Annotated in this window: 24 protein-coding genes and 1 pseudogene; 11 read left to right on the top strand and 14 right to left on the bottom strand. The window is 56.7% G+C overall.

Annotated elements, in window-relative coordinates; all coding sequences use genetic code 11:
- The first annotated feature begins 95 nt into the window (after positions 1–95).
- A pseudogene (locus tag KMP13_RS16820) lies at positions 96–889 on the top strand (IS5 family transposase).
- Positions 890–1,039: 150 nt separating this feature from the next.
- Here KMP13_RS16820 and modC read toward each other — a convergent pair.
- From modC to KMP13_RS16795, 5 genes are all read right to left on the bottom strand, one after another.
- Positions 1,040–2,116, bottom strand: a complete 1,077-nt coding sequence (gene modC, locus KMP13_RS16815; protein WP_215267138.1) for a molybdenum ABC transporter ATP-binding protein — start codon at positions 2,114–2,116, stop codon at positions 1,040–1,042.
- The gene (modB, locus tag KMP13_RS16810; protein ID WP_215267137.1) at positions 2,116–2,811 is read right to left on the bottom strand and encodes a molybdate ABC transporter permease subunit; all 696 of its coding nucleotides are present in this window, start codon (positions 2,809–2,811) and stop codon (positions 2,116–2,118) included. The genes modC and modB overlap by 1 nt, the downstream gene beginning before the upstream one ends.
- 9 nt (positions 2,812–2,820) lie before the next feature.
- The gene (gene modA, locus KMP13_RS16805; protein ID WP_251363916.1) at positions 2,821–3,573 is read right to left on the bottom strand and encodes a molybdate ABC transporter substrate-binding protein; all 753 of its coding nucleotides are present in this window, start codon (positions 3,571–3,573) and stop codon (positions 2,821–2,823) included.
- Positions 3,574–3,742: 169 nt separating this feature from the next.
- On the bottom strand, positions 3,743–4,303 hold the full coding sequence (locus KMP13_RS16800) for a chemotaxis protein CheD (protein WP_215267135.1): 561 nt from the start codon (positions 4,301–4,303) through the stop codon (positions 3,743–3,745).
- Positions 4,304–4,326: 23 nt separating this feature from the next.
- On the bottom strand, positions 4,327–5,244 hold the full coding sequence (locus KMP13_RS16795) for a CheB methylesterase domain-containing protein (RefSeq protein WP_215267134.1): 918 nt from the start codon (positions 5,242–5,244) through the stop codon (positions 4,327–4,329).
- A gap of 602 nt (positions 5,245–5,846) precedes the next feature.
- Here KMP13_RS16795 and KMP13_RS16790 point away from each other — a divergent pair.
- The 8 genes from KMP13_RS16790 to KMP13_RS16755 all read left to right on the top strand — a co-directional run bounded on the left by KMP13_RS16790 (position 5,847) and on the right by KMP13_RS16755 (position 12,406).
- Positions 5,847–6,134 (top strand): STAS domain-containing protein, encoded by a 288-nt coding sequence (locus tag KMP13_RS16790; RefSeq protein WP_215267133.1) that lies wholly within the window; start codon positions 5,847–5,849, stop codon positions 6,132–6,134.
- Complete coding sequence (locus KMP13_RS16785) at positions 6,131–6,505, top strand: response regulator (protein WP_215267132.1); 375 nt, start codon at positions 6,131–6,133, stop codon at positions 6,503–6,505. The genes KMP13_RS16790 and KMP13_RS16785 overlap by 4 nt, the downstream gene beginning before the upstream one ends.
- A 1-nt stretch (position 6,506) precedes the next feature.
- On the top strand, positions 6,507–8,657 hold the full coding sequence (locus KMP13_RS16780) for a chemotaxis protein CheA (RefSeq protein ID WP_215267131.1): 2,151 nt from the start codon (positions 6,507–6,509) through the stop codon (positions 8,655–8,657).
- On the top strand, positions 8,641–9,129 hold the full coding sequence (locus tag KMP13_RS16775) for a chemotaxis protein CheW (protein ID WP_215267130.1): 489 nt from the start codon (positions 8,641–8,643) through the stop codon (positions 9,127–9,129). Before KMP13_RS16780 ends, KMP13_RS16775 begins: the two co-directional genes overlap by 17 nt.
- Positions 9,126–9,980, top strand: a complete 855-nt coding sequence (locus KMP13_RS16770) for a CheR family methyltransferase (protein WP_215267129.1) — start codon at positions 9,126–9,128, stop codon at positions 9,978–9,980. Before KMP13_RS16775 ends, KMP13_RS16770 begins: the two co-directional genes overlap by 4 nt.
- A gap of 33 nt (positions 9,981–10,013) precedes the next feature.
- Entirely contained in the window at positions 10,014–10,400 is a 387-nt protein-coding gene (locus tag KMP13_RS16765; RefSeq protein ID WP_215267128.1) for a response regulator, read from the top strand.
- 56 nt (positions 10,401–10,456) lie between these two features.
- Positions 10,457–10,729: a hypothetical protein gene (locus KMP13_RS16760; RefSeq protein WP_251363912.1), complete on the top strand. Its 273-nt coding sequence runs from the start codon at positions 10,457–10,459 to the stop codon at positions 10,727–10,729.
- A 180-nt stretch (positions 10,730–10,909) separates the two neighbouring features.
- Positions 10,910–12,406: a caspase family protein gene (locus tag KMP13_RS16755; protein WP_215267126.1), complete on the top strand. Its 1,497-nt coding sequence runs from the start codon at positions 10,910–10,912 to the stop codon at positions 12,404–12,406.
- Positions 12,407–12,408: 2 nt separating this feature from the next.
- Here KMP13_RS16755 and KMP13_RS16750 read toward each other — a convergent pair whose 3' ends face one another.
- The gene (locus KMP13_RS16750; protein ID WP_215267125.1) at positions 12,409–13,248 is read right to left on the bottom strand and encodes a M15 family metallopeptidase; all 840 of its coding nucleotides are present in this window, start codon (positions 13,246–13,248) and stop codon (positions 12,409–12,411) included.
- A 167-nt stretch (positions 13,249–13,415) separates the two neighbouring features.
- Between KMP13_RS16750 and KMP13_RS16745 the strand changes: the two genes are divergently transcribed.
- A complete protein-coding gene (locus tag KMP13_RS16745) occupies positions 13,416–14,000 on the top strand; it encodes an OmpA family protein (RefSeq protein WP_353055723.1) in 585 nt (194 codons plus the stop codon).
- A gap of 44 nt (positions 14,001–14,044) precedes the next feature.
- The gene (locus KMP13_RS16740; protein WP_215267124.1) at positions 14,045–16,165 is read left to right on the top strand and encodes a serine/threonine protein kinase; all 2,121 of its coding nucleotides are present in this window, start codon (positions 14,045–14,047) and stop codon (positions 16,163–16,165) included.
- Here KMP13_RS16740 and KMP13_RS16735 read toward each other — a convergent pair.
- The 8 genes from KMP13_RS16735 to KMP13_RS16700 all read right to left on the bottom strand — a co-directional run bounded on the left by KMP13_RS16735 (position 16,162) and on the right by KMP13_RS16700 (position 26,327).
- Complete coding sequence (locus KMP13_RS16735) at positions 16,162–16,884, bottom strand: PP2C family protein-serine/threonine phosphatase (protein WP_215267123.1); 723 nt, start codon at positions 16,882–16,884, stop codon at positions 16,162–16,164. The genes KMP13_RS16740 and KMP13_RS16735 overlap by 4 nt on opposite strands.
- On the bottom strand, positions 16,881–17,564 hold the full coding sequence (tagF, locus tag KMP13_RS16730; protein ID WP_215267122.1) for a type VI secretion system-associated protein TagF: 684 nt from the start codon (positions 17,562–17,564) through the stop codon (positions 16,881–16,883). The genes KMP13_RS16735 and tagF overlap by 4 nt, the downstream gene beginning before the upstream one ends.
- Positions 17,564–21,133 (bottom strand): type VI secretion system membrane subunit TssM, encoded by a 3,570-nt coding sequence (gene tssM, locus KMP13_RS16725; protein ID WP_215267121.1) that lies wholly within the window; start codon positions 21,131–21,133, stop codon positions 17,564–17,566. Before tssM ends, tagF begins: the two co-directional genes overlap by 1 nt.
- On the bottom strand, positions 21,133–22,548 hold the full coding sequence (gene icmH, locus KMP13_RS16720; RefSeq protein WP_215267120.1) for a type IVB secretion system protein IcmH/DotU: 1,416 nt from the start codon (positions 22,546–22,548) through the stop codon (positions 21,133–21,135). Before icmH ends, tssM begins: the two co-directional genes overlap by 1 nt.
- A gap of 12 nt (positions 22,549–22,560) precedes the next feature.
- The gene (tssK, locus tag KMP13_RS16715; protein ID WP_215267119.1) at positions 22,561–23,901 is read right to left on the bottom strand and encodes a type VI secretion system baseplate subunit TssK; all 1,341 of its coding nucleotides are present in this window, start codon (positions 23,899–23,901) and stop codon (positions 22,561–22,563) included.
- Positions 23,902–23,964: 63 nt separating this feature from the next.
- Positions 23,965–25,368 carry a type VI secretion system-associated FHA domain protein TagH gene (gene tagH / locus KMP13_RS16710; protein WP_215267118.1) on the bottom strand — a complete coding sequence of 468 codons (1,404 nt, stop codon included), beginning with the start codon at positions 25,366–25,368 and terminating at the stop codon, positions 23,965–23,967.
- Between the two features lie 6 nt (positions 25,369–25,374).
- Entirely contained in the window at positions 25,375–25,674 is a 300-nt protein-coding gene (locus KMP13_RS16705; RefSeq protein WP_215267117.1) for a PAAR domain-containing protein, read from the bottom strand.
- Positions 25,675–25,733: 59 nt separating this feature from the next.
- Entirely contained in the window at positions 25,734–26,327 is a 594-nt protein-coding gene (locus KMP13_RS16700) for a DUF6931 family protein (RefSeq protein WP_215267116.1), read from the bottom strand.
- Between the last annotated feature and the right edge of the window lie 4 nt (positions 26,328–26,331).

The raw sequence follows: 26,331 nt of genomic DNA, 5'->3' as shown, positions 1-26,331 counted from the left end.
AAAACGGATCTGAAGGCGTATTAGTCTCAGGACCGATTAATCCACTTGGGGCGGAGATGGCTGCGTGATTCATTGCCCTCAATCTGGGTGACCTTATGAGCAATGTTTACTGGCTGAACGAAGATCAAATGGCGCGGCTTCGGCCCTATTTTCCAAAGAGCCATGGCGTACCGCGCGTTGATGATCGACGTGCCTTAAGTGGCATTATCTTTATCAATCGCAATCGCAATCGCAATCGCAATCGCAATGGCTTGCGCTGGCGTGATGCGCTGTATGAATACGGTCCTGCCAAGGCGCTCTACAATCGTTGGAAACGGTGGAGTGACATAGGGGTGTTTGCCCGGATCATGGAAGGGCTTGCTGCTGAAGCACCGGACAACAAACGATTTCTATCGACGCAACGTACCTCAAAGCCCACCGGACTGCTTCCAGCTTGTCGGTTAAAAAGGGGGGGGCGTGGACGTCTGATAGGGCGCACCAAAGGCTGCATGAATACAAAGTTGCATGCTGTGACTGACACGATGGGGTGACCAGTTCGCTTCTTTATGACAGCTGGTCAGGTGATGAGCGATTGGACCGGAGCCAGAGCGTTTGTGAGTAGCCTGCAGCTGACTGGCTGCTCGGGGATCGTGGCTATGATGCGGATTGGTTCCGAGAAGCCCTTGTGAGTATGGGTGTCACGTCTTGCATCCCAGGCCGAAAATCACGAGACAAAGCAATCAAGTATGACAAGCGCCGCTACAAAAGGCGTAACCGGATTGAGATCATGTTTAGCCGGTTGAAAGACTGGCAGTGCGTAGCAACCCGTTACGACAGCTGTCCAAAGGTTTTCCTGTCTGTACGCGCACTCGCAGAAACCGTCATATTCTGGTTATGTGTCCTGGCCTAACCCTATCTCTCGACGGAAATTCTAAGAAAAATTCAACTGCAGCCGATGGTCAAAAAGCGAAACTTAGGTTGCAGATGGCGAAGGGACCCGAGCCCCTATAGCTCAAAAGAAATGTCCCGCCTTTTTCGATCAAAATCTGCTAGGTACAATCTAATGAATATCTCGGGGCGCTATCGCGACTGACTTGATGATCGCAAAACATTTCGCACCTGGAACAAGGTCCAATCGATGGACGCTGCGTTGTGTGACCCGCGCCAGAAAGCGTCCGGCAGGGCTTTCGATTGCAACCATGGCACCCGGCCCCTCACCCATATGTATTTGCGTCACGAGGCCCGGCAAAATGTTCAAAGCAGAAATCTCCTCCGGCAATTTGCGCGCTAGAATAACGTCATGAGCAGCAATGCGAACGCTCACCCGGGCACCAACCGCCTGTGGCGTATGCGGTACAAATAGCCGCTGACCGCCGGCCGACAGTTCAGTCAAGCCATCGGAATGTTGTTTGCTCACAACGACTTCCAACACGGACCCAGCCCCGCGTGGCCCCATAGGCAAGACCGCAGGGTTCCCAAAAACCGATGCCGGGTGGCCTTGTTGCAGAACCCGCCCCTCGGACAATGCAACCACGGTTGACGCCAAACGCGACACTTCCGAGCTGGAGTGGCTGACATATAGCATCGGCGTGTCAATCGCGTCTCTAAGACGTTCAAAATACGGCAATATTTCCGCTTTACGTGCTTGATCCAAGGCAGCAAGAGGTTCATCTGCGATAATCAATTCCGGCTCGCACAACAGCGCGCGCCCAATCGCAACGCGCTGCTTTTCACCCCCTGAAAGATGCGCAGGGCGACGTTCCAGCAGAGAATTCAACCCCACCAGATCAACCACATGGGCAAATTCCTTTGGATCGTTTGGCGCTTTGGAAAACCACCGACCATAAGTCAGGTTCTTGCGCACCGTGAGATGCGGCAAAAGTCGCGCATCTTGAAAAACATACCCGATCCGACGGCGATGCGGCGGCACCCAAATGTTGTTCTGGCGATCGCATAAAACACGGCCCCCCAAAACAACGCGACCTTCTTGTGGACGCAAGAGTCCCGCAACCAAATTGGCAATCGTCGACTTTCCCGACCCCGACGCTCCGAACAGAACCGTAATCCCACCGGACGTCGCAAAACTTGCATCCAGTTCAAAGTCCGCAAATCGGTGGCGCGCTCGAACGTCCAACATCAGATGCCCTCCAGCCGTTTACGCGCACGACGCGCCAGCGCCTCGGACAGGAACAACGCGGTCAAGGCAAGACAGACCGAAATCACTACAAGCCGCGCAGCGACGGCTTCCTGGCCGGGAACTTGCAACAATGCATAAATTGCTGAGGGTATCGTCTGTGTCTGCCCCGGAATATTCGCGGCAAATGTGATCGTTGCGCCGAATTCCCCCAAGGCTTTGGCGAAGGCAAGGATCGTTCCCGTCAATACCCCCGGTATCATCAATGGAAGCGTGACGGTCACAAAGATCCAAACCGGCGAGGCTCCCAACGTCGCAGCCGCCTGTTCCAGGCGAATGTCGATCGCCTCCAATGACAAGCGCAGGGCCCGCACCATCAACGGAAATGCCATGACCCCAGCCGCCAATGCGGCTCCGGTCCACCGAAAAGCCAAAACGATACCGATGTCTTGAAGCCAACCACCGACTAACCCTTGGGTGCCAAACAGTAAAAGCAACATGTATCCCGTGACCACCGGCGGCAGGATCAAGGGTAAATGCGCCAAACCGTTCAATATGGACTTGCCCGGAAACTCCCACCGAACCAACGCATAGGCCGTCAACAAGGCAAGCGGCGTCATCGTCAAGGTCGCCCAGAACGCAACTTTGATCGAGAGCAGCACCGCCTGCCATTCCATAGGGCTGAGCAAGTTTTGCATCGCGCGCCCTTACGGGTTTGCCGGGAGGAAGCCAAATTGCTTCAACCGCGACTTTGTGACATCGGATCGCAAGAAAGCCAGAAACTCCAACGCGGCGTCGGATGGAGACTGACCAATAACTGCTACAGGGTATTCGATTCGTGGATGGCTTTCTGACGGAAACAGCCCCACCAAATGCACTTCAGCCAGACTGGCTGCATCAGTTGCATAAACGACGCCCAATCGAGTTTCCCCCAAATGTACAAGCGTGAGCGCCGCGCGCACATTGTCCACCTGAACCACCTGATCGCGCAGATCATCCCACAATTCCAGGTATTCAAGCGCTGCTTTGCCGTATTCTCCCGCCGGCACTGCCGTGACCAATCCCATGGCAATCCTGTCGGGGCCCTCGAGGTTCGAAAGCACAGGTTCAACGTCCGCTGATTGATCATCCTCGGAAGAAGAAACCAAAGCCAGTCGATTGCCAGCAAGCTGAAAACGATTTGCGTTTTCAACCCACCCAATGATTTCCAGATGATCCATCCATTGTTGATTGGCTGAGACAAAGACATCAACTGGCGCGCCAAGCTCTATCTGTCGGGCCAACAGCGAGGATCCGGCAAAATTCACTTGGGCACTGTGGCCTGTTTCCGCCTCGAAATCTCGCACCAACGTATCGAACACCGGTTTCAGGCTCGCAGCAGCAGAAACCGTAATTGTATCCGCGAGAACAGGAGTTGTGGAACTAACAAATAGGGCAGCGCATGTGCCACGCCACCACATCCTTGCCAAAAATGACAAAGGGTCTTGCAGCAGCGTGCGATTGCTCAAGTGTTTGCGCGGGCTCAAAAGTTTCACCCAAACTGGGTGCGGCATTCGAAGGCGCAAGTCAATAACAAGAAAAGCCGCACCCGATATGTGCGGCCTGTACCTGCATACGTAGTTGTCGCGATCAGAACAGCATGACGTCGCCCGTGCCTGCCGCCGGTTTGGCAGCTGGCGCAGGTGTCGGCCGCGACACTGTGCGTTCGATGTTTTCCAAAGTTTGGTCGTTTTGAACGCGGGTTTGCTGTGCTGCGCCGCTGACCGGGTGAAAGCGAACCCGGCGCGCCGAGGTTCCCCCAACGCTGGAGGAGACACATGGGATGCCTTCGTCGCGTAGGAACCCTTGGATAAACGATGCGTTCTTGGAGCCGATATCCGACAGATTGACCGACATTTTTGCGCCACCAAACACTTTGGCTTGCAGGTGACGACGATCGGCACCCTGTTTCATGACACCGTTGATCAAAAGTTCCATCGCGTGCACACCATATCGGGCACTTGCAGGTCCGCCATTGGATTCAGCCAATAGGAAGTGGTTCATACCACCCACTCCCCTCTTTTCATCAAAAATGCAGGCCGCAATGCACGAGCCAAGGACAGTCGACAAAACCACATTCGGGTCTGTTGTCAGTTGGAACTCCCCTTGGAGTACCGTAACGATTTTCTTATTCACAAAGACAGTGCTCACGGTAGGTTCCTTCCCAAAAACTCTTATGTCTTGCAGGCTTGCAGCAGCGCATTTGCCATGCGCGACAATGAAACTTGTTTCTGTGCACCGCCGTTCTCCCATGCCACGCGTGGCATGCCATAAACGACAGAGCTTTGTTCATCCTGTGCGAATGTCGTCGCTCCGGCTTTGCGCAGCTCCAAAAGGCCCTTTGCGCCGTCCTGGCCCATACCCGTCAGGATCGTTGCAACAACATCGCGCGCAAAAGGCACGGCAGATGTGAACAACGCATCCACCGATGGCATATGGCCCGAGATTGGGGGGCCGTCTTTCAGACGTGTCCGCAGCGGTTTGCGTTGCGACATGCCAAAATGTCGAGTTTGACCTGCCGCGACATAGACATGCCCCGCCTCGATCGGCCGATTGTCATCCACAGAGACCACTTTCGCCGGACAAATCCGATCCAACAGAGAGACGAGACCCTGGCCAAAGTTCTTGCCAGTGTGTTGGACAATCAGGGTTGGCGGGCAACTGGGTGGAAAACCCACCAAAACATTGCGCAGCGCTTCTACACCACCGGTCGAAGACCCGATCAAAATCATTTTGTTGGATCTCGGTGCCGCCGGTGCAGAAGGTGACGCCGCACGCATACCGGGTTGGTTACGACGTGGCGCGTTCACCATCATGTCGTAGTATTGAATGAACTGACGTGGGCTGTCGGATTTGGTAAGTTCGAAAATACCCGCGCCGACGTTCAACAGCGGCGATGCACGCCGTGCAGGATCGGCGTTCATGTCGTCCATGACCGAAACCCAGCGCACGTCCAAGGCATTAAACAGCGCCAGCATCATCTCAAATTCAGGAAGTTTGGTAAAACCATCCTCCACAAATGCGAATTTGGGTTGCCCGGCCTCTGCTTGATTATAAGCCATCATCAGGTTGTTGGCCAAGAGCACTTGCATGCCAGCATAGGCCGCCTGAAGATTACTTTGCAGAGATCGTGCGAAGTTTTTGTCAGTTGTAATGATTAAAACGCAAGAAGACGGCAATTCAGCACCTTTACTTTTATGCGGCACGGGTGCCGTGTTTAGTCAATTTGGTCTGGCGAGATAAATCTCTCTGCCGGAGTGTTCCAAGAAGGAAACTCGCTTGAAAAGCTTTCGGAAGAGTTTCTCCCACTGCTATTTTGACGCTCCGACGCCCAAATACGCCAAAGAATATCTCCAATCCGCCTGCAAGCTAACCAAATTAACGGTCCTGGTAAGAATTGGACCTGATAGAACGGCAACCAAAGGCTTGAGGCACCAAAATGCGAATCTTTTATGTACCTTTTACAGTGACGCCAAAACGTCGCCCTGGAGCCACTATAAACCTGTATCAGGTTCACTGGTCCCATGGTTGGATGGAATTTATATAAAACTCAACCAATCCAAAAATATCGGGCTGATAAAAAAATGGCCGCAAGTTGGGCGCGGCGGCAATCAAATATTAAGGCCCACGCCCTACCAATATTGCATCGAAAGTCAAATCTGTCGCCAAACAACGGGGGTGCGAATCGCTGGACATGTCGATGGAAGCACAAAAATTCTCATTGGATTTGCCAAATCCATTTGCCGAGCTTGAACCGCTTATCACTTTTCTACGCGGTGCTCAGGCACAAGCAGTTGAGATCGACTGCAGCAACGTAAAGGTCATGCCCTCGCGCGGCCTGCAATTGCTGCTGAGCGCTGAACAACAATGGCGTTCTGAGGGGCTTGGTTTTGCCGTTAAAAATATCGGTGAAACATGCCGCAAATCCCTGACACTCCTGGGCCTGGAGCCCACACGATTTGAAGACGAGGAAACAGCATGAAGACCAAAGTTCTGGCAATCGACGATTCCCGCACAATCCGGAATCTGCTTGCGGCCGCCCTGGAAGAGGCCGGCTTCGAATATCACAGCGCCGTTGATGGCCGCGAAGGTGTCGACATGTATCCAAATGTTGCCCCAGACGTCGTGATCACCGATATCAACATGCCCAACCTGGATGGTTTTGGCGTGATCGAAGAGCTGCGCGGTACCGGCATCAACTCCAAAGTGCCAATTCTGGTTCTGACCACCGAAAGCGCGCCTGAATTGAAAGCTCGCGCTCGGGATGCCGGCGCAACCGGTTGGATCACAAAACCTTTTGACGACCAGTCACTGATCTTCGCTTTGAAGCGCGTGACGGGAGCAGCTGCATAAGATGTCGGGGTCCATTCAAGATACATTCTTCGAGGAGTGTGAAGACCTCCTTGAAGCAATGGATGAAGGTCTAACCGCCGTCGAAGGCGGCGAACATGACCAAGAGGTCGTCAACGCGGTTTTCCGCGCTGTCCACTCCATCAAAGGCGGCGCTGGGGCTTTTGGCCTGGATGAGCTGGTGGGGTTTGCCCATAAGTTCGAGACTGTTTTTGACGAGTTGCGCAGTGGTAAACTGGAATTCGACGCGGCTTTGATTCAGCTTTTGCTGCGCTCCAGCGACCATCTTGCAGATCTGGTTGCGACGGCGCGCGATGGCGGAACAACCGATGAAGCACATCACAACGTGCTCATCGAAGCGCTGCAGAAATACATTCCTGAGGAAGAGGAAGACCTCACCTTTGAGCCTATGGGCCTGGGTGGTGGAATGGGCGGCGGCTTTGCGCCTGCGCCGATCGTTGATGACACGGAACGCGATTATCAAATCCGTTTCCAGCCGCTCAAAGAAATGTACGGCACCGGCAACGAGCCATATTTCCTGTTCCAAGCTTTGTCTGACCTAGGTGAAGTTGACATCAAACTTAATGATGCAGAGCTCCCTGGGTTCGACGCGATTGATGTCGATGAAAGCTATCTTTCCTGGGAAATCTCGCTGAAATCCTCAGAATCGCGTTCATCCATCGAAGCTGTTTTCGAATTCGTTGAAGGACTGTGTGAATTGTCAATTTCATCAGACGGCGATGCCGATGACGAGGCAGACGCACTGGCAGCACTGAATGCTGCTTTCGGCACGGATGGTGACGACGCCGCGCCCGCAAGTGAGGCTCCTGCCGCCCCTTTTGAGGCCCCGGTCCCCGCACCAGAAGCAGAGGTTTCGGTGAAACCTGAAGAGAAAGCTTCTTCTCCCAAGGCCGAGACCGCCAAGACGGAACAGCGAGGCCCAAAGCCTACACTCCGTGTCGATCTTGAGCGGGTGGACCGGTTGATTAACGCCGTGGGAGAACTCATCATTAACCACTCCATGCTCGCACAGCAAATTGCGAACTTGGATGCGGGCGATGTGCGTGACGTCGAAACCGAACTCGAAGGTTTCAAAAACTTGGCGCGTGATATCCAAGAGGGCGTGATGTCCATTCGCGCCCAACCGGTTAAACCCCTGTTCCAGCGGATGGCACGGATCGTACGCGAAGCGTCCTCTGCCACTGGGAAAACCGCAAAGCTGGTGACCGAAGGAGAAGCGACCGAAGTCGATAAGACCGTTATCGAACGTCTGTCCGATCCTCTGACTCACATCCTGCGAAATGCGGTCGACCACGGTATCGAAAAACCCGAAGGTCGTGAGGCTGCCGGCAAGGATAAAGCCGGTGAAATTCGCCTGACGGCATCGCATCGGTCTGGCAGCGTTTGTATCGAGATCAGAGATGACGGCGCCGGCGTAAACCGCCCGCGGGTCAAACAGATCGCGACTGAAAAGGGCTTGATCCCCGAAAACGCAGAGCTGACGGACGCTGAAATCGACAACCTGTTGTTTATGCCAGGCTTTTCGACCGCCAAAGAGGTGTCCAACCTCTCCGGTCGTGGCGTTGGCATGGATGTCGTGAAGAACGCCGTTACAGGGCTTGGTGGCCGGATCAATATCTCTTCAACACCGGGCAAAGGCTCAACCTTCACCATTATTCTGCCGCTGACGTTGGCGGTGATGGACGGAATGGTTGTCTCAGTTGCGGATCAAACCATGGTTGTGCCGATCACATCGATCGTCGAAACCATGCGCGGTAGCGATGAAATGATCAACAATCTTGGCGCCGATGGCACCTTGTTGTCGATCCGTGGAAATTTCGTTCCGATCTGCGACGTTGCCGGCGCTTTAGGCCTGCGTGGTGCATCGGATCAACAACCTGGCGTCTACCTTCTGGTGGAAACCGAAACCGGCCAACGAAGCGCCCTCGCTGTCGACGACATCTTCGATCAGCGGCAGGTTGTTATCAAAAGTCTCGACGGCGTCTGTGGAAACATCCCGGGCGTGGCTGCGGCAACTATCCTGGGCGATGGTAAAATCGCCATGATCCTAGATCCAGAAAGCATCATTGCGGCCTCGCCTGCGGCAGCCGCCTTTGACACCGAGCGGAGAATGAGCAATGCCATCGCAAGCTGAAGCAAAAAAGGCTGACCAAGAGGTCAAACATACCCAGTACAGTGAGTTCGTCAGCTTTGCGGTCACTGGCCAGGCATTCTGCCTGAAAATCACCCAGATCCGCGAGATTCGACGCTGGTCGCCGGTTACAATTCTACCACACGCCCCTTCGGATGTGTTGGGCGTAATGAACCTGCGGGGCGCCGTGATCCCGATTTACGACCTGTCCGCGCGGTTCGGCTTACAACAGACCGAAGCAACCGAACGCAACGTTGTGATTGTTGTCGCTGTTCATGGCAAACAAGTCGGCCTGCTGGCTGAATCCGTATCCGAGATTATCTCGATCAATCCGGAAGAGATCCAGGACACCCCGCAAGTCGATAGCCGCAACACTATGGAGTACATCCAAGGGATCATCTCCCACAATGACACCATGGTCCGGATCATCAACCTTGACGCCGTGATTTCTGCTCCGGAACAGGTGATGCTTTGACAATAGCAAGCCCCATTGATCCCAAAGGTCAGGATTTTTCAATGACCGATGCCGACTTCGAGATCGTCTCTCAATATGCTCACAAGCATTTTGGATTGGCGATGTCGAGCAGCAAAAAGCCGTTGGTGTCATCCCGGCTCGCCCGTCGTCTGCGGCACCTCAAGATCGACAAGTTCAAAGACTACATCGCAAAGCTCGAAGGCCCAAATGCTGACAGCGAAAAGAACGAGTTGTTGTCTTTGCTGACAACCAATGTGACGCACTTCTTTCGCGAACCGCATCACTTTGAGACGCTTCGCGATGATCACCTACCGTCGCTGATTGAACAGGCGCGTCGCGGTGGCCGTCTGCGCATTTGGTCGGCTGCTTGTTCCACCGGGCAGGAGCCATACTCCATTGCGATGCTTTTGAAATCTGTTTGTCCAGACATTGACCGTTTGGACGCAAAAATACTGGGAACGGATATTGATCCAGTTGTTGTGCAAAAAGCGCAGGCTGCCAAATATCCCTTGGACGAATTGGCGCAAATTCCGCGTGAATTTAAGCCAAAAGATTTAGCAGGTGACACGATGCCCTCCAGCATTACCTCGCTTGTTACATTTGGGACGCTAAACCTAATCCAACCGTTTCCCTTCAAAGGAAAGTTCGATGCGATCTTTTGCCGAAACGTGGCGATTTATTTCGACACGCCTACTCAGCAAAAGGTCTGGAGTGCTTTTCAGCGGATATTAAATCCAGGCGGGTATTTATTTATCGGTCATTCTGAACGTATATCGGGGCCCGCATCTGCCCATTTTAAGACTGCCGGAATTACAACATATATCAACACGCCAGCCGGTGGGGATTCCTAAGCGCCCGGCATAGCGAGCAAATGAGGAAATAACATGAGCTTGAAAGATCAGTTGAGAGTGATGGTTGTTGATGACATGTCCACCAGCCGCGGCATTCTAACCCAATGTCTGGATGACTTGGGCATCAGCAACTATATGGTCGAAAACAATGGTCAGTCGGCCTTTCAAAAGTTAACGGCGACACCAGTCCACCTTGTTCTTTCTGACTACAACATGCCAGGCATGGATGGTTTGGGTCTTCTAAAAGCGGTGCGCGAACATCGTGTAACACAACGCTTAGGCTTTATCTTGGTCACAGGCAAACCGACACCAGAGGTGATCGAAGTTGGCAAACGTTTTGGTTTGAACAACATCATTCGAAAGCCTTTCACGGTTGCAACCATGAAGCAGGCAATCGAACAAGTTGTGGGTCGCCTCTAACCATGAGTGGCCCAGAGAACGCTATAAACGATCTCTGTGCTGTCTCAGCACGCGAGATGCGCCAGCTACAGGAAAAGGTGCAGGTGCTCGAAGACGTCGTCTTGACGGTTTTTGAGCGCGGCACCAAGCCTAACAGCCAGGAAATTCGCGCGCTGCAAGATTTCGACCTAGTGTCTCAAACCTTAGCTGGCATGTGGAGTTTCTTTGAAACGCTGCGCGAACAAAACGTAGAGACCGGTTCGGCGGATATCGACCACGCCAGCGCGGGAGTGACTTTGGAAAAGTTGCGCTTGCGCTTACGCGATCATGGCGATCCAACGGACGTATAATGTCTTTGGCGCCGCTCCATAACTGGGGCGGCGTTGTGCATTCAAGATCCTGAAACCCACAACGCGAGTGATGTCAGCATTTTTTTGCACCGATCAGATCAGCATCATGTTGGTATGGGATCTATTTCGCAGTATAGTTTTCATGCGTTATGTTCGTTAGGTGGGTCAATGGTTTGTAAGATGCTTCGCGTATTGGGTGGTTTGGTCATTTTCACACTGACCTTCAGTCAGGCCGGATGGGCGGCGTCTGATCGAATTGCGTTGGTGATGGGGATGGCGCGCTATGAAACCCTGCCCGGCCTGGACAACACCGCTAACGATGCACGTGCCATGGCGAACACGTTGGAGACAATTGGGTTTGACGTGACACTGGCGGTTGATGCAAGCGGCGCGGAAATCACTCAACTGTTGGACGATTTTGCCTTCCGATCCGAAGTGGCCGACCTTGCGCTGGTTTATTTTGCCGGTCACGGCATCGAGGTTCAGGGCGAGAATTTCTTGATCCCAGTTGACGCTCAGGTCCAAAGCAACCGCGATGTCCAACGCCAATCGGTTTCATTAAAACAACTTCTGGCGGCAGTCGATCGGGCGCGCAAGATGCGGATCGTCATCCTTGACAGTTGTCGCGACAATCCACTGGGCGATGGCATTGATCCAGTTCAGTCTACAATCGCGCAGATAACAACTGAGCAGACTGCGCGCGGTGGTGGTGGTGGCCTTGCTGCGGCGGACCCTGATCGCGGCACAATGGTGGCTTTCGCAGCCAAGGATGGTCAGGTCGCGCTTGACGGATCTGGCAAAAACAGCCCCTTTGCCATGGCATTGATGGACAAAATGGTTGAGCCTGGATTGGAAATCAGCCTGATGTTCCGGCAAGTGCGCGACAGCGTTTTGCGACAAACCGGCAACCTTCAGGAACCCCACACATATGGGTCACTAACCGGTATACCGTTCTATTTGGCGGGTGCTGCCGACGGCCAGCCGCAATTGTCCAACAAAGCGACTGAGGCATGGGCGGCCATTCGTCCCGACCAGGAAGACCAGCTTCTTGCGCTGGCCGACCTTGGCGATACGCGGTCCATGTTGGGCTTGGCCTATATGCGATTAAACCCAAATGAGGGACGGTTTGATCCTGCCGCGGCCGTTTCATTCCTGCAGCGAGCAGCGGATGCCGGCTCACCTGAAGCGCAGTTTGAGTTGGCAAAACTGTATGAACGCGGAACGGGCGTTGAACCCGATGCAGAAAAAGCGCTGTCGCTCTATCGCGCAGCGGCGGATCAGAATTTTGCCGATGCAATCAACGACTTGGGCTTTCTTCATTACCAAGGCGGTCTGGGCCTGCCTGCCGACTCGCAAAAGGCCCTGCGGTTTTTCGAACGCGCCGCAGATCTACGTCATCCGCAAGCCCAGTTTAACTTTGCTGCGCTGATCGACGACGGTTTGATCCCAAGCAAGGGTCCCGAGGAATCAGCCTTTTACCTCTATGCGGCTTTGCGGTCGGGCAGTGCAGACGTCCTGAACCTGCTGAGTGAACGGCCCAATATGTTCACCCCGGAAACCCGCCGCGCCCTGCAGGTCAAACTGCGCGAAAAAGCGTTTTATGCAGGCGCAATTGACGGTGATTTTGGCCCCGGCACCCAACGCGGTATTCGCCGCGCTTACGGGATTGAGGAATAAGATCACAATTTGCCTTCTGAGATCCAGGCGTCCAACTGGCGGCGACTGATCTCAAAATGCATACTGTCTTCGCGGCGAAATCCAGCGCCCCAGACCCAGCCTTCGTCAAAGAAAAAATCGGCCATAATCGTCAGGCCCAGCTGGGTCTTGCCATCGGTGAAATTGTCCAGTTGGCCGTCGATATTCAGATCCACGGCCAAACCGTAACTATGGGTCGACAAAGCGTTTTGCGTGCCCCGGATGCGACGCACACACAGCGCGCCTGCCGTATTGATGCGCCGATATAGGTCTGGATCAGCCTTGCGAATGTTCTCAAACACGACCTTTAGGCTTTCGATCGCTGGCCGCAACATGCTGACACGGATGGGGCCAACCCGCTCTGTGACCAGTCTTTCTTTTAGATCCGGGTTTGTCATCGGTTGGCATTCGTCGCTTAAATTCTCGCGTGGTCGACCAAGGCGCTCCGTCAGGTAACGCCCGCCCGTGACCCGCAGGTCGCGATTTACATTCAAACGATCCGCGATCAAAACCACCTGAGCGTAATCCAGATCCGCCCCCTCGGTCTGTTCCCAAATCTGCTGTTCTGCGTCTTCATCGGCGACAAGCGGAACGTTTGGCGCAACCCCACCAGCAGGCAGGCGGGACAATTCTTCCTCAACCTTTTCGGTGCGGATTTGCAAATCTTCGATCTGTTGGCGCAACAGCTCAATCTCAATCCGGGCCCCAGAATCGATGGAGGCACCCTGCCCGCCGTCTTGGGGCGAAAACCAAGACAATGCGAACCAAATAACAGGGGCCAAAACGATCCCAATCGCCAAAACGATGGCAGGCAATAACTTCATAGCAGCCTCAAATACTCATAACCGTGTTCAGTTTGCGCGAAGTGGATGGCGCCCGTAAAGAGAGATGTGAAAATGTGAAACGCATTCTGTGCGACACCCCATTGGCAGGTCACGGGGTGTGGTATACTATTATCATCGATTGTGTATTAATGAGGGAGGGTCGGGTCGTGCGACGTCTCAGCCAAGTTTCAAAAGCCTCTGTTTTTCTTCTGTGTTTTAGCGTCCTACCAGGTCACGCCCAACAAGCCGCAGGCGAAGAATTGAGCGTCGAAGAGATCACCGAAGCCTTTCGTAAGCAAAAGACACGTGGCTTGGTGATTGTGCCAAATACCAACGTCAGCGGCGCCGCGAATGAAGCGGTCCAAGGCACCACCGCTGTTGCCGCCGCGACCGAGGATTATACCCCCGTCGAACGCGAGACGCAGATCAACGTGCAGATCTCCTTTGATTTCGACAGCGCCGCGCTGCGCTCGGATCAGGCACCAAAGCTCGACAATATGTGTACCTCGATGAAACTGATGGACGGAACCGTGTTCCAGATCATCGGCCATACCGACAGCTCCGGATCCGCGGCCTATAACGAACGGCTGTCGCTGCTGCGCGCGCAAGAAGTGCGCCGTCACCTTATCAGCACCTGCGGCGTTGCCGATGATATGCTCAAAGCGATCGGTCTGGGGGAAACTGCGCCCTTTGACAGCAATGACCCGCGCGCGGATGTGAACCGTCGCGTAGAATTCCAGGCGCTCGGTTAAGCCCCGGTCTCTGTTGATCCTTTTGCACAAACGACGAGGCCGCGATGTTGGAGTCCATGCCCGGTGACCTGTTTCAACCGGGTGACCTTCTGAATAATACCTATCGGATTGAAGGGCTGTTGGGTCGCGGAGGCACCTCTGACGTCTACAAAGCCCGGTCCGAGATTTCCGGTAACCTCGTCGCGGTTAAAGTGCTGAAACGCGAACACGCAGCGAATGAGGATTTCCATGTCCTCATGGCGCGTGAGGAAAACATCCGTGAAATCCGTCACGCGGCGGTGGTGCGCTATTCCGAAAACCACCGGACGCCAGACGGGCATATCTATCTGTTAATGGATTTTGTTGACGGCCCCGCGCTGGACAAAAAACTGCGGCAGGGCCCGATGGAGATGGAAGATCTGATGATCATCTGTCGCTGTGTCGCCCAAGGGTTGGAAGCCGCACATCTGCGCAATATCGTGCACCGCGATCTTAGCCCCGACAATATCATCCTGCGCGGTGGCAACCCCGCCGAAGCGGTGATTATCGATTTTGGCATCGCCAAGGACACAAATCCCGGCGCGCAGACCATTGTTGGCAATGAATTTGCCGGAAAATACTCCTATGCAGCTCCGGAACAGCTGAGCGGCCAAACCGATGCGCGTTCCGACATCTACTCGCTCGGTGCATTGATCCTGGCGAACTTCCGGGGTGCGGCACCAAAACTCGGCAACAACCCGATGGAAGTGGTCGAGAACAAACAAAACCCGCTCGACACGGATGCGGTGCCGGAACCGCTGAAGACCCTGATCGAACGCATGTGCGCGCCCAACCCCGATGACCGCTTCCAATCTGCGACCGAGGTGGTGCAATTCATTGACCACCCTATTGCTGCGCCCGCGCCGGAATCCATTGAAGAAGCGACAATTATTGTCCCGCAGGCAGCCAGTAAACCAACAGCAAAACCAGATCCCGACCCAACGCCAAAATCGCGTATGCCAATGGTCGCCTTGGTTGCTGTTGCGGTAATTGGCGGCGGCGCGGCCGCGTTCTTTTCCGGTGCGCTGGACGGTGTTTTAGGGTCAAATCTGCCCAACGCCGACCCCTTTGCGCTGGTGGTCGAAAAGGTCGATGGCACGATCTCTGCCAGTGGGTTTGTCCCGGATGACCGGATCTTGACCACCCTGTCCGAACAATCTGGACAGGCCGATTTGACCATCGCAAACGGAGATATTGCCGACAGTTGGAGCGTCGATATTGAAACCGTTCTGGCCGCTGTGTCGCCGTTCCCGGCCTGGAAGTTGAGCTTGTCTGGAAATTCCGGCACCCTTACCGCCGCCACAACGGATGCGAGCCAGGCCGCGATGTTGGAACAGGCCTTTGGTGGCCGTTTGCCCGGTGCCTTGGACGGCCCGGTTGAGGTTGCCTTTGAACTGCCAATCTTGGCCGCACATACCGTGGCCGACATCTTGAAAGACCACGCCGATTGCGGCGCTCTTACGGTGAACCCGCCCTTGTCGACCACGGGGTATTCGCCGGACGAAAGCCTGCAGGTCAAAGGGCCGGTTGCAGATACCGCCACCCGAGTCACATTGTTTGATGCCCTGCACGCCCAAGCGGATGAGCGGCGGATCATTCTGGACGTGGAAGTCCTGAACGCCGCCCTATGTGTGGTTGAACAACATTTGCCCAAAGCGCCGGTGGGCCCGGTCGATGTGGCCTTTTCCGTCGGCGGTGAAGGCACGCCAAACCCATCGGGTCGCTTTTATGTGGGTGAAAACCCGGTGATCGACCTGGTTTTACCCGCCAGCCTGACCGATGGTTTTTTGACGGTGTCGATCCTCGATGTCTCGGGCAACGTCTTTCACCTGCTGCCCAATATAAACCGTCCCGACAATGCGGTGGAAAACTTGCGGGATGGGCGCGCGGGCGAGGTTGCAGTGCGGGTGGCCTTTGATTTACAGGAGGCCGCCACAAACGGTGGCATCGCTTTTCAGGTCGATGACAGCTCGCTTGGCAAAAGCAAGGTCCTGGTGCTCCACTCCAACGCGCCGCTGTTCGAAGGTCTGCGTCCAACCACCGAAAGCGCCACAGGTTTTGCCGAAGCGTTGAAAGAAAGTTCAGACGCGGATGTTGGCCGGATCACATCGCTCAACACGCAGATGCTAGTCACCGCCAATCCCTAAAGCACATCCACCACAATGACCGAGATATTGTCAGCCCCGCCCCCGGTCAGCGCGATCTGCATCAACTGATCGCCAACGGTTTCCAGGCTGGCACTGCCCAAAACGTCCTGCAACATCGCCTCGGTCGTGTATTTCGTCAGCCCGTCCGAGCAGATCAGAAAACGGTCGCCGGACTGGGTCTCACCGCGGATTTTGTCAATCTCAACCACATCCCCGACACCCACCGCGCGGGTGATGGCGTTGGATTGCGGGTGTTGGTCAGCTTCGTCCCAGGTCATCTGCCCCGCCAGAACATACGCCGCCACCGCTGAATGATCGGTGGTTAACATCTCAACTTGGGCATCACGCAGGCGATAAATCCGACTGTCGCCCGCCCAAAGCGCCACGAAATGACCGGGAACCATCAACAAGGCGGCAACTGTTGCGCCAATCGTGCCACCGCCACGGCGCTCTGCTTCCTGAATGATGGTGCTATGCGCCGCTTGGATGGCGTCGCGCAGCGCATGCATGCGCGCAGTGGGGTCCAGGCCGACCGCAATTGTTGCAACGCTGTCCGCAATCAACCGGCTGGCAAAATCACCGGCGTCATGGCCGCCCATCCCATCCGAAACCAGCCAGATATCGTGATCCGGCAGGGCCAGCACCGCGTCTTCGTTCACCTTTCGCACCAACCCTGTATGAGTCTGCGCCGTATAGCGAAAATCACGTTGGTTGGTCATAGCGGTGGTGCCTCCCTCCAGATGGGAGCATGCATGTCAAACAAGGCCGTCGCCATAGGTCCCCGGGGCAATCCCGGACAGGCCAACATACGTGGCACCCCGTCCAGAACCGCACTCCAGATCGCGGCTTCGGGCATTGACTTTGCCATCAGCTGACCCGCCAGGATCCGCGCCAGACTGTCCCCTGCTGCAATCCCGGTCACCACAATATTTCCCCCGCTGCCCCGCACAGGCGGCACATCTGGTAAGGCCAGATGGGGGATATCGGCCAGGCCTTCTCCCAAAAGTTCCAATGTCGTATTGTCGTCCAGCGCCATCAACGCCAGGTCTTCCAGTTTTTCAAATACCGCGTTTGCGCCCATGTGATCTGCTGAGGCCGGCCCCGAGGTGGAGACCGCCTGCACCAGCGTCAACGGAAACCGACGCCCAACCCGGTCCACCGATGGCATCAAAACGCCCATGACTTTTCCCGCACCCGCAACCCCCCGCGGCAGGGTGAACCGCCAGATCGGCGCAGACATGTAATGGGCATCAAAATCCGCGCCGTAGGCGGCCTGCGCCTCGGACAGGATCTCTTGCAACCAGGCGTCCCAAACACGGACAAATCCATTTGGCGGAGACAGGCGAAAGAAGTCTCCAACGGCTGGGATTTTCCCGTATGCTCCGAACCCCTGCGCCATTACATCGACTTGGGGCAGCTGAATTTGGCCATGGCAGGCAGGGCGAATGGATTGACCACAGATCCCGACTGCATCTCAAACAAGGCAAGACGTCCGCCAACCCGGAAGTTCACCCGGCGGCGGTCCGACACATTGGTCCTGCGCACTTCGGCAGCGTCGAGCAGGCGAAACCAGGCCCAGGGCCCATCCCGCGACAGGGTGCTTTCGGCATCACGTTTGTCCGGCAACAGCGTAATACGTGCCAAACCAACCGAGCCCGGCCAGGTCACGGCCACCGGCGTCGGCTGGCCGTCTTTGTGAGCATAGCCCACTTTGGCGCCGTCGATTTCGAGCACAACTTCCTTGGCCTTGGGGTCCAACGCCTTGGCCGTGATCTGGAACTGCACCTTGGGTGCCGCTGCCCCAGCAAAAAACGCATCGCGAATTTCGGCGGCATATTGCATCTGCTGCAGAACCGCCGGGCTGATGCCAAGATCCACATCGTTGACCCGTTTCCACGTCCAGGGACGGTTGCGGGTATCGATATGTTTCAACAAGTTATCATCAACAAACGCGTCAATCAGACCACCCGGCGCAAAGAGTTTGGAGAAATCCGCCATTGCCACATCCGCCCGCGCGCGGCGGTTGAACGGGTAGCGATTGTCCAAGGCCTTCTCGCAAAACGGCAACACATTTGCCTGCCAGCTTGCATTGATCGAGGCCCGCGTGCCCTCGGATGTGATCCCCGAAGACCCCACGGTGATCTGCTTGGCCCAGCGTTGCAACGGCCCGTCAACCCGCGCAGCCGCCTGTTGGAACTGCAACAACGCCTGCCCGCCTTCGCCGGATGTGATGCCGCTAAACGACATCTTGTTCAGCTCTTGATAGACCAGTTGCAGCGCGCCCATCAGATCGTCCAATTGTGATGGTTGCTGTTCGGGCCGCGCCACCAGATCGTGCAGCCATTGGAAGCGGTCTTCGACATATTGACCCGGCGTGCGCGGCGGCTCACCCGGTGCGTTTTGCGCCGAATCCACCAGCGCTTCCAACAGGATCTGCGCCTCCACACTCAGCACCGAACGCGCCTCGATCGAGGCCACATTCGACACGCCTTCGTTGATAGCGCCTGAATCCAACAAGGACCGGTCTTCGGTCAGGCGGGTCTCGTTTGAAACAGCGGTCAGGATGTTTTTGATCGGCGAGGTCGGCCCCGACAGCACATTGGTGACCTCCACCGCATGGCTGAGCGACTCCAGCGGGATGATATCAATATCGCCAAGGATCTGATCATACCGGGTCACATAGTCGTTGTAATACAGGTCCAAAACATCGCGGCTGAGCGCGACTAAAACCGCCTGGCTCTGAGTGTCTTCGGCAGCCTGTCCCAGAACCCAGCTTTCGCGCTGCACCCGTTTGGCGACGCTCACCGCTTCGGGCAGAAAGACATTGTTGAACCCGTCATAGGTAAAAATGCCCTCGATCCCGTCGTTCAACGCCTTACCGGAACTGCGCACCAGGGCACGTTTGACCGAAGGGCCGCCAATTTCGGTCAGACGCCATTTCGGCAAGCTGGTCGCCTTGGTCGAGTTGATGATGCCTGTGTAAACCCGCTGCGCCAGCGGCATTTCCGACAGGATGTCCTGCGCCTGTTGGATCAATGGGCCATTCAGCACGACCTCCTGCATGGGTTGGTCCAACAGTGCCTCAAGATGCGCCATCAGATCATCGCGCAGGGTGATCCGTGCCGCACCAGGATATTGCACCAATTCCCAATCGATCCGCAGCCATTCCTTGACCAGATCCTGGTTCATCGGCCCTTGCAGACCCAGCATCAGATAGATTTTGAGCGCCTCATACAGCACATCCGGATTGTTCACATTGGCCGAGATCTGCTCTTCCAAACGTACCAAAAGCCGCGGAAGCAGGCGCTGGTTCAAAGCACCGCGATAGGTTTGCGCAGCCTGCGTTCCAATCACATCGCCCTGATACAGACCGTATGTCATCGCGCGCGCCGGCTTGGGCGTGGCGACAACCGGGTTGCCGGGCAGGTCGCGCAGAATGTTCAGCGCTTCGACCACGGGCACCAGATCGGTGTCACCAATCGGGCTGGGTGGCAGCGTTGCGGCGGCGGCCTGGAACGCATCCAATTGTTCGCCCACATCGTCGGTAAATTCCGCGTTCTTCAGATAGGAATTCACCCACAAACCACCGGTCAACAGCGACACAAGCACGGTTGCGGTAACCGCCGCACGCCGGGTCCAGCGATAGCGGCGCTCCACACGGTCATCGGCAGAAACCAGTCCGGCCTCAGGGAACATCACCCCCTCGAACAGGCGCGTCAGGAAATAGGACCGCCCGGAACCGCTACCGGTGCCAATCGCCTGGCGACCAATGCCAAAGGTCTGCGCCATACCCAGCATCAGGCGGTCAATCGGCGTGCCTTCCTGGGTGCCAGAGGTGAAATAGATCCCGCGCAACATCTGACGGCGTTCGAATTTATTGTCCTGAAACACCTCGTTCAGGAAATCACGCGCGACCCCGCGCATCGAGGCCACCTGCGCCGGGAAACCCGCCACCAGCGCGCGCCGCTGGGGATCGGTCTCTACCTGCATCTTCTCCAGCAACTGCGCATTCAACTGACCCAGAAGACCGGCGAATTCTTCATCAAATCGGGCAATGGGGCCCGCGTCTGACTTGCCCTTGGGCAGATCAAGCGTAAAGCCCCAAACCTGTTCGCGATCCTCTTTGCCCAGGACATCAAAATACTCCTGAAACCCGGCGATCAGATCGGCCTTGGTGAACAGAACATAGACCGGAAACCGCACGCCCAGTTCTTCGCGCAGCTCGGACAGGCGGCGACGAATGGCTTGGGCGTGGGACTTCTGGGTGATCTCATCCTGCAGCGACAGATCCGACAGTGAGATCGCGATCATCGCACCATTGATCGGCTGACGTTTGCGGTATTTCTTGAGCAGCCCCAGGAAGCCGACCCAGGTCGCATTGTCTCCCTCGGCGTCGCTGTCCTGCGTGGTGTAACGGCCCGCGGTGTCGATCAGAACCGCATTATTGGTGAACCACCAATCACAGTTCCGGGTGCCGCCAATCCCGCCCACGGCGGCCTTGCCCATCTTGTCCGCCAGCGGAAATTGCAGCCCGGAATTGACAATCGCCGTGGTCTTGCCCGCGCCCGGAGGGCCGATAATCACATACCAAGGCAACTCTTTCAGATGGCGGCGGCCGTTTTTCGATTTGCGCAGTTCAGACATCGCGGTTTTGAACTTACCGCGCAGCTCCACCAGTTCCTCGGCCCATTCGTCATCGTCTTGGGTGTCCCCCGCCTCGACGATTTCTTCGGTCATCGCCTTATCGCGTTTGCGACGCACCCAAAACACCGTCAGCAGGATGGCCAGGATCAGGAACCACACGACGCCAATTGCGACCACACGCGCGGTCACCGCATCAAAAGGACGCCATGCGTCATTGCCGATAAAGGGGGCAAAAAACCAAATACAGCAGGATAGAACGACCGCCAGCAGCAGCATCACCGTATAGATCGAGCTGAAGAAGGGGATAATGAAGCGCCTCAGCATTATTCGGCCTCCTGGATCAGCAAGACTTCAATCCGCCGGTTGCGAGCCCGCCCGGCTCTGGTGCCATTGTCGGCGATGGGTTCTTTGTCTGCGCGACCCTCGGCCGACAGACGCTCCGGATCGGCGATCACTTTGGCCATGCCCGTCATCACCGATTTTGCCCGCGCCAGGGACAGCGCCATATTGGACGGAAACCGAGACGAGCGGATGGGAATATTGTCCGAATGTCCAACCACGATCAGCCGCCCCTTTTCATCGTTCAACGACCGCGCCACCCGGTCAACCGGGCCCACAAATCCGCGTTGCAATTGGTCCGATCCGGACCCGAACATGCCAGAGCCGACCAGTCGAATGATCAACGTATTGCCCGATTGGAAAACCTCGACCACGCCATCGGCGATTTCTGCTTCAAGGAAGCCTGACACTTTGGCCACCTGTTCCTCGATCGTGGGCGTTGGGGGTGGCGGCGGTGGCGGCGGCGCGCGCCGTTCCAGAACCGCAACGGGACCGCTTTCGACCACCGACAGCTGACCAACCACATTTTCGGTATCGCGCGACAATGCCCAGCTGAGGCCCGCAAACTGCAGCGCCAGAACCGTGCTCAGAACCGCCAGCGTCAACCAGACCAGACGCCAGGCAGACAGGGCTTTGAACGGTTTGTCCAACCCCTTCCAACGCGGTGACAAATCCCGTTCCACATTGCCCCGTTGGCCGCGAATAATCCGGGCCAGACCGGCGCGGATCTGTAGGTGTTTTTCGCTGCCGCCCTGCTCAACGCGCAGGCGGCCCTCAAACCCCAGCGACATGCACATATACAGGAACTCCAGCATGTCGATATTGGTAGCGGGTTCCTTTTCCAGCCGGGCCAGCAGATCATAGAACCGGTCACCGCCCACGGTTTCGCGGTGAAACGTGCCGACCATGGACTGCAGACCCCAGGACGACTGCCCGCCCCATGGCGTGTTCAGCACCACATCATCCAATGTCGCACATAGCGCATAACGCGCGATTTTGACCGTCTGCGCGGTGATCCCCGCCTTGAGCGCACGATTTTCAAAGGCGCGCACCTCGGCCACAACGCTTTGGCGTAACTTATCTGGGTCCATATGCTGGGCACGGTTGCGGATCCGACTGATCAGCGCAAACAGCGAGGTCGCGCAAGCCGTCAGCTGGTTCATCCCGGTCAACGCCACCTGCGTGGCCTTGGAGGCTGCCGCCTTGGGCGCGGCCGGAGCTGCCGGTTGTGGCAGGCCAAAGGCGTCCAACTCAGGCGTCTCGGCCACGGGTTCCGCAGCCTGCACCGGGGGTTGCGCAGCCATAGGAGCCGCCGCCGGGCGACGCCCGCCCGGATTGGGTTTGATCACCGTTTTATCGGTATCACCCGGTTCTGCAAATGGATCGTCAAAATCTGCCATGCTGCTTCCCGCTTACCCGTTCCGAATTGCCCAAAGCTCCATCTTGAGCCCCGGATATTGCCCCGATACATGCACCGCGATACCGCCCGAGGTGGTCATTTTCCCCCAATAGGTATTGTCCGCGTCCAGCTCGAAGTAGACCACGCCCGCGTGATAAGGGATCTGACGCGGTGCCACCGGCAGTGGCCGCAATGTGATCCCCGGCAGGGCCGAGTTCACCAATTGCCGGATCTCTTCCACCGGGCCGATCTTGGTCTGACCAGCGAAGTGACGGCGCACGTCTTCGGCGGGGATGTCGGCATCCACCGCCAACACGAAACCCGCGTTGCCGATCAGCTTGCGATCTGCAATTACCCCGACCGAGATGCCGTATTTGCGCGGCTCCAACTTAATCGGAATGGCGCTTTGTTCCAGCACCGCGCTCAGATATTGGCGCAGGGTGCGCACGGTTGGCGCAAAACAATTGGTCAGATCCGCATGGGTATAGGGCGGCAGAACCGGCGCTTGTTTGTCCGCCGCCATAAAGGTCGACAGCTCGCCGGCCAACATCCCACAGGCCGCAAACAGATCTTCGGGGTGCAGGTTTTCGACCTGTGCCATATGGCGCACCAATGGCAGCGCGCGGTTGACCACGGTCAGCAGCATAAAGTCCGAGATATCGGCCACACCCCGTGCACCGCCCGCCTCGGCCAAACGACCGGCTAACGCCTCCATCCGGTGCCCCAACAGACCTTCCAATTCCCGCAGGAACCCGAACAAGGCAGGCGCAGCCCGCACATCCAGGCACGACGGGATAAAGGCCTGATCCAGAATGATTTCCTGATCTGCGCGCACCTCGATCACCCGCGCGATCGGGATGGCCAGCAGATCCGCCAGATCATCCACCTCCAGCGCAAATTGCAGGCGCAGCTTGCCCACGTCGATCTCAACCGGTTTCATCTCGGTTGAGGTCACATCGGTCACTTCCTGCGTAGCCGGACGCAAGCGGCTGGCGGACCGTTCCGTGCCGCTCAGGTCGACTTCGACCGCACCTTGCCTGCGTTGCGGCACCGTCAGGTAAATCACACAGTCCTTAACCGTTTGCGGCACTTCCAGCGCGGGCGGATGAGCATCCGCCATCGGCACCCGAAACACGGTTCCGTCATGGGTCAGCCCCTCGCAGGACTTCACCGCGAACTGGCCGATTTTCAACGCTTCATGGTCGATCTCAAGCGCGGTGACGCCCCAGGCATAGGGGCGAATACGTCGCGCTAGGCCGGAGATCAGCCCCTCGGCATAACGGTCCTGCTGTTGCAGGTGATGGGGCTGTAGAAACAACCCTTCGGTCCAAAGCACCTTACTGTCCCAGGACAAATGCCTCTCCTTCTCCTTGGGGTGCGATCTGCACCCAATCTCCCGATCGGCGCGGACCGCGCCTTAATTTTTGAGCCGTTCCAACTGGGCCTGATAGGCCTTGGCGAATTCACGGCTGAACAACTCATGGAAATCGTTTTTCGCCTGATCTGCGATCTCGGCGTAAAGCTTTTCGTAGACGTCCCAATACTGCGCCTTCTTCCCCCGCAAGAGCCCGCCAAGACCTCCGCGTTGTTCGATCTGGCCTTCCAGCATCTTGGGATCCAAGCGCGACAATACCCCTTTGAGGGCGGCTTCCATACCGGTGACCATCGCCACCTCATGGGCTTTGATGTCATCCAGCGCCTGATTGGCGGCGCTTTCCGGGCTGAGGTATCCTTTGGTCGCCGGGCGCACCATTGCCTCGATCGCCTGTTCCGGCGTGATCGAGAATTTCAGCGGGTTATTGCCCCCGGCCGAAATCATCGTCTGCTCAATGCGAAACTCGGACTTGATCGTGGTGCGCGTCATCAGGATTTCGCGCAGCCCCGTGACCAAGGTTTTCATCACCCGCCCCATCCGCAGGAAGGTGCTGTGATGCTCATCCGCGTCGATTTTCAGATCTTCAGCGCCCAAACCCTGCAACAAGGCCTGCAACGCATCTGCGGACTCGGCTGTGGCAACAGGCGCAGCAGCGGGTGCGGGCTCAGGCGGGTCATCAAACGGTGTATCTGCTACGGGTTCAGCCGCTAGTGGCGCGGCGGCAGGTGCCGGGTCTGGCGCGTCTTTTGGGCCAAGGTCCGAGAAAAACTCATCATCCCAATCATCCGGAATGACCGAGGATTGCGGCGCGGCAGAGCTTGCAAAACTGTCCGAGGCAGACGGGGCGTGATGTGGCAAGCTGGCACCTTCGCCGTCGCGTCCGTCCTGTGGTTTGGCAAAAAATGGGTCTTCGTCTTCGCCCATCGGGGGCAACAGATCGTCAATCGGGTCGGCAGGTTTCAACTGCGACGGGCCGGTCGGCCCCTCCCCCAACAGATCATCCAGGAAATCACCACCGGGACCTGCATCATCCAACAGGGCCAGCGGGTCGGGTGCATTTTCCGCCACACCGGGGGAGGCCGCAACCGCAGCCGCCGGGGCCAAATTCAGCGGATCCATGGCGGCGGCACTGTCGAAAACCTCAACCACCAGCTCATAATTGCCCACACATAAAACATCACCGTCATTCAACGGCGTCGGCGTGCGGCCCAATGGGATCTTGGCATAATTCAAAAACGTGCCATTGGCGCTCAGATCCACAACAACCAGATTGCCATTGTGGTCCTCAATCACACAGTGATTGCGCGACAGCTGCTGGTCCGGGTCGGGCAAGACCAGATCACAGCCCGCACCCCGCCCAACGGTCAGGCTGGGTCCGTTCATCACAACCGGCTTGCCCCGTCCGGGCACCGATCCTGAGCTTTGAAATTTAAGCCGTACGCCCATGGCCGATCACCCGCCGACAAGCACGGTGAATTCACCTTTGACGATCATCCCACCACAGGCTGCCTGATCCATCATCCGCGCTGCCGGCAATTTCTGGATCAAAACCGTACCGGACCCTTTGATGATGGGGTGCGGCGGGACCGCCGTGCACATATCAGTCATCCGGGCTGCGGGCATTTTGCCCACCAGCACTTGCACCGCACAAGGTGGCAGGATCGGCGTCGGCACCGGCAATACGGGCGGTGGCGGCGTAGAGGGCAACATACATGCGTGCAGATCCGCCACTCGGGCCTGGGGCATAGTCATCCGTTACCTCATATACTCTTCAAACAAATCACATTTCGCGCGACCGACCCAAGCGGCGATCACGCGTCGTTGACCGCGATCACACCACGGCCTCCTTTGGCAATATCCAATGCGCGGTCTACCAGCAAGCGGCCGTGTTCTTCAAACTTATCAGACAATTGACCCAAGGCTACCATATTCATCGCAAAAGCCGCAGTTTCTGCCGCCCCGGCAGGGGCCGGATATTGCCGCAAATCGCCAGGCCCAAGGGTTCCGTCGTGATACAGAACCGCCAGCGCGCAGTTCACCGTGTCATCATCCACATAGGCGTGATCAATGGTCACCCGCGCCGCATCACGGTTTTCCTCGGACGGATCCAGCACCCAGGCCTCGGACGTGGCCAGTGACGGTGGATCGTTGGGGCTGCGCGGCCCGATATAGTCGCGCGCCGCCAGACAGGACCACCACACCCGTTCACGCGCAGGCAACAACACGCCCCAGACCCGCAACAGATCCACCAGGGCGCTTTTTTGTTCCAGCTCATCCAAAACCATCGCAGCCGAAGCCGTCGGAGGCGCCTCCAGAGGCGTCTTCAACAACACATTGGCACGCGACAACAATTTGGCCACAGGATCCGGTGGCACTTTCACCAGATTATCAAATCGACCGCTCATACCC

The organism is Epibacterium ulvae (genome assembly GCF_018678075.1).
Classification (GTDB): domain Bacteria; phylum Pseudomonadota; class Alphaproteobacteria; order Rhodobacterales; family Rhodobacteraceae; genus Epibacterium; species Epibacterium ulvae_A.
This window is presented reverse-complemented; position numbering and strand designations above follow the sequence as displayed.

Excerpts from the sequence above, each read along its gene's own strand:
- modC (WP_215267138.1), bottom strand. The coding sequence starts at position 2,116 with ATGTTGGACGTTCGAGCGCGCCACCGATTTGCGGACTTTGAACTGGAT.
- modB (WP_215267137.1), bottom strand. The coding sequence starts at position 2,811 with ATGCAAAACTTGCTCAGCCCTATGGAATGGCAGGCGGTGCTGCTCTCG.
- modA (WP_251363916.1), bottom strand. The coding sequence starts at position 3,573 with ATGTGGTGGCGTGGCACATGCGCTGCCCTATTTGTTAGTTCCACAACT.
- KMP13_RS16795 (WP_215267134.1), bottom strand. The coding sequence starts at position 5,244 with ATGCAAGTGCTCTTGGCCAACAACCTGATGATGGCTTATAATCAAGCA.
- KMP13_RS16790 (WP_215267133.1), top strand. The coding sequence starts at position 5,847 with ATGTCGATGGAAGCACAAAAATTCTCATTGGATTTGCCAAATCCATTT.
- KMP13_RS16785 (WP_215267132.1), top strand. The coding sequence starts at position 6,131 with ATGAAGACCAAAGTTCTGGCAATCGACGATTCCCGCACAATCCGGAAT.
- KMP13_RS16780 (WP_215267131.1), top strand. The coding sequence starts at position 6,507 with ATGTCGGGGTCCATTCAAGATACATTCTTCGAGGAGTGTGAAGACCTC.
- KMP13_RS16775 (WP_215267130.1), top strand. The coding sequence starts at position 8,641 with ATGCCATCGCAAGCTGAAGCAAAAAAGGCTGACCAAGAGGTCAAACAT.
- KMP13_RS16765 (WP_215267128.1), top strand. The coding sequence starts at position 10,014 with ATGAGCTTGAAAGATCAGTTGAGAGTGATGGTTGTTGATGACATGTCC.
- KMP13_RS16760 (WP_251363912.1), top strand. The coding sequence starts at position 10,457 with ATGCGCCAGCTACAGGAAAAGGTGCAGGTGCTCGAAGACGTCGTCTTG.
- KMP13_RS16755 (WP_215267126.1), top strand. The coding sequence starts at position 10,910 with ATGCTTCGCGTATTGGGTGGTTTGGTCATTTTCACACTGACCTTCAGT.
- KMP13_RS16750 (WP_215267125.1), bottom strand. The coding sequence starts at position 13,248 with ATGAAGTTATTGCCTGCCATCGTTTTGGCGATTGGGATCGTTTTGGCC.
- KMP13_RS16740 (WP_215267124.1), top strand. The coding sequence starts at position 14,045 with ATGTTGGAGTCCATGCCCGGTGACCTGTTTCAACCGGGTGACCTTCTG.
- KMP13_RS16735 (WP_215267123.1), bottom strand. The coding sequence starts at position 16,884 with ATGACCAACCAACGTGATTTTCGCTATACGGCGCAGACTCATACAGGG.
- tagF (WP_215267122.1), bottom strand. The coding sequence starts at position 17,564 with ATGGCGCAGGGGTTCGGAGCATACGGGAAAATCCCAGCCGTTGGAGAC.
- tssM (WP_215267121.1), bottom strand. The coding sequence starts at position 21,133 with ATGCTGAGGCGCTTCATTATCCCCTTCTTCAGCTCGATCTATACGGTG.
- icmH (WP_215267120.1), bottom strand. The coding sequence starts at position 22,548 with ATGGCAGATTTTGACGATCCATTTGCAGAACCGGGTGATACCGATAAA.
- tagH (WP_215267118.1), bottom strand. The coding sequence starts at position 25,368 with ATGGGCGTACGGCTTAAATTTCAAAGCTCAGGATCGGTGCCCGGACGG.
- KMP13_RS16705 (WP_215267117.1), bottom strand. The coding sequence starts at position 25,674 with ATGACTATGCCCCAGGCCCGAGTGGCGGATCTGCACGCATGTATGTTG.
- KMP13_RS16700 (WP_215267116.1), bottom strand. The coding sequence starts at position 26,327 with ATGAGCGGTCGATTTGATAATCTGGTGAAAGTGCCACCGGATCCTGTG.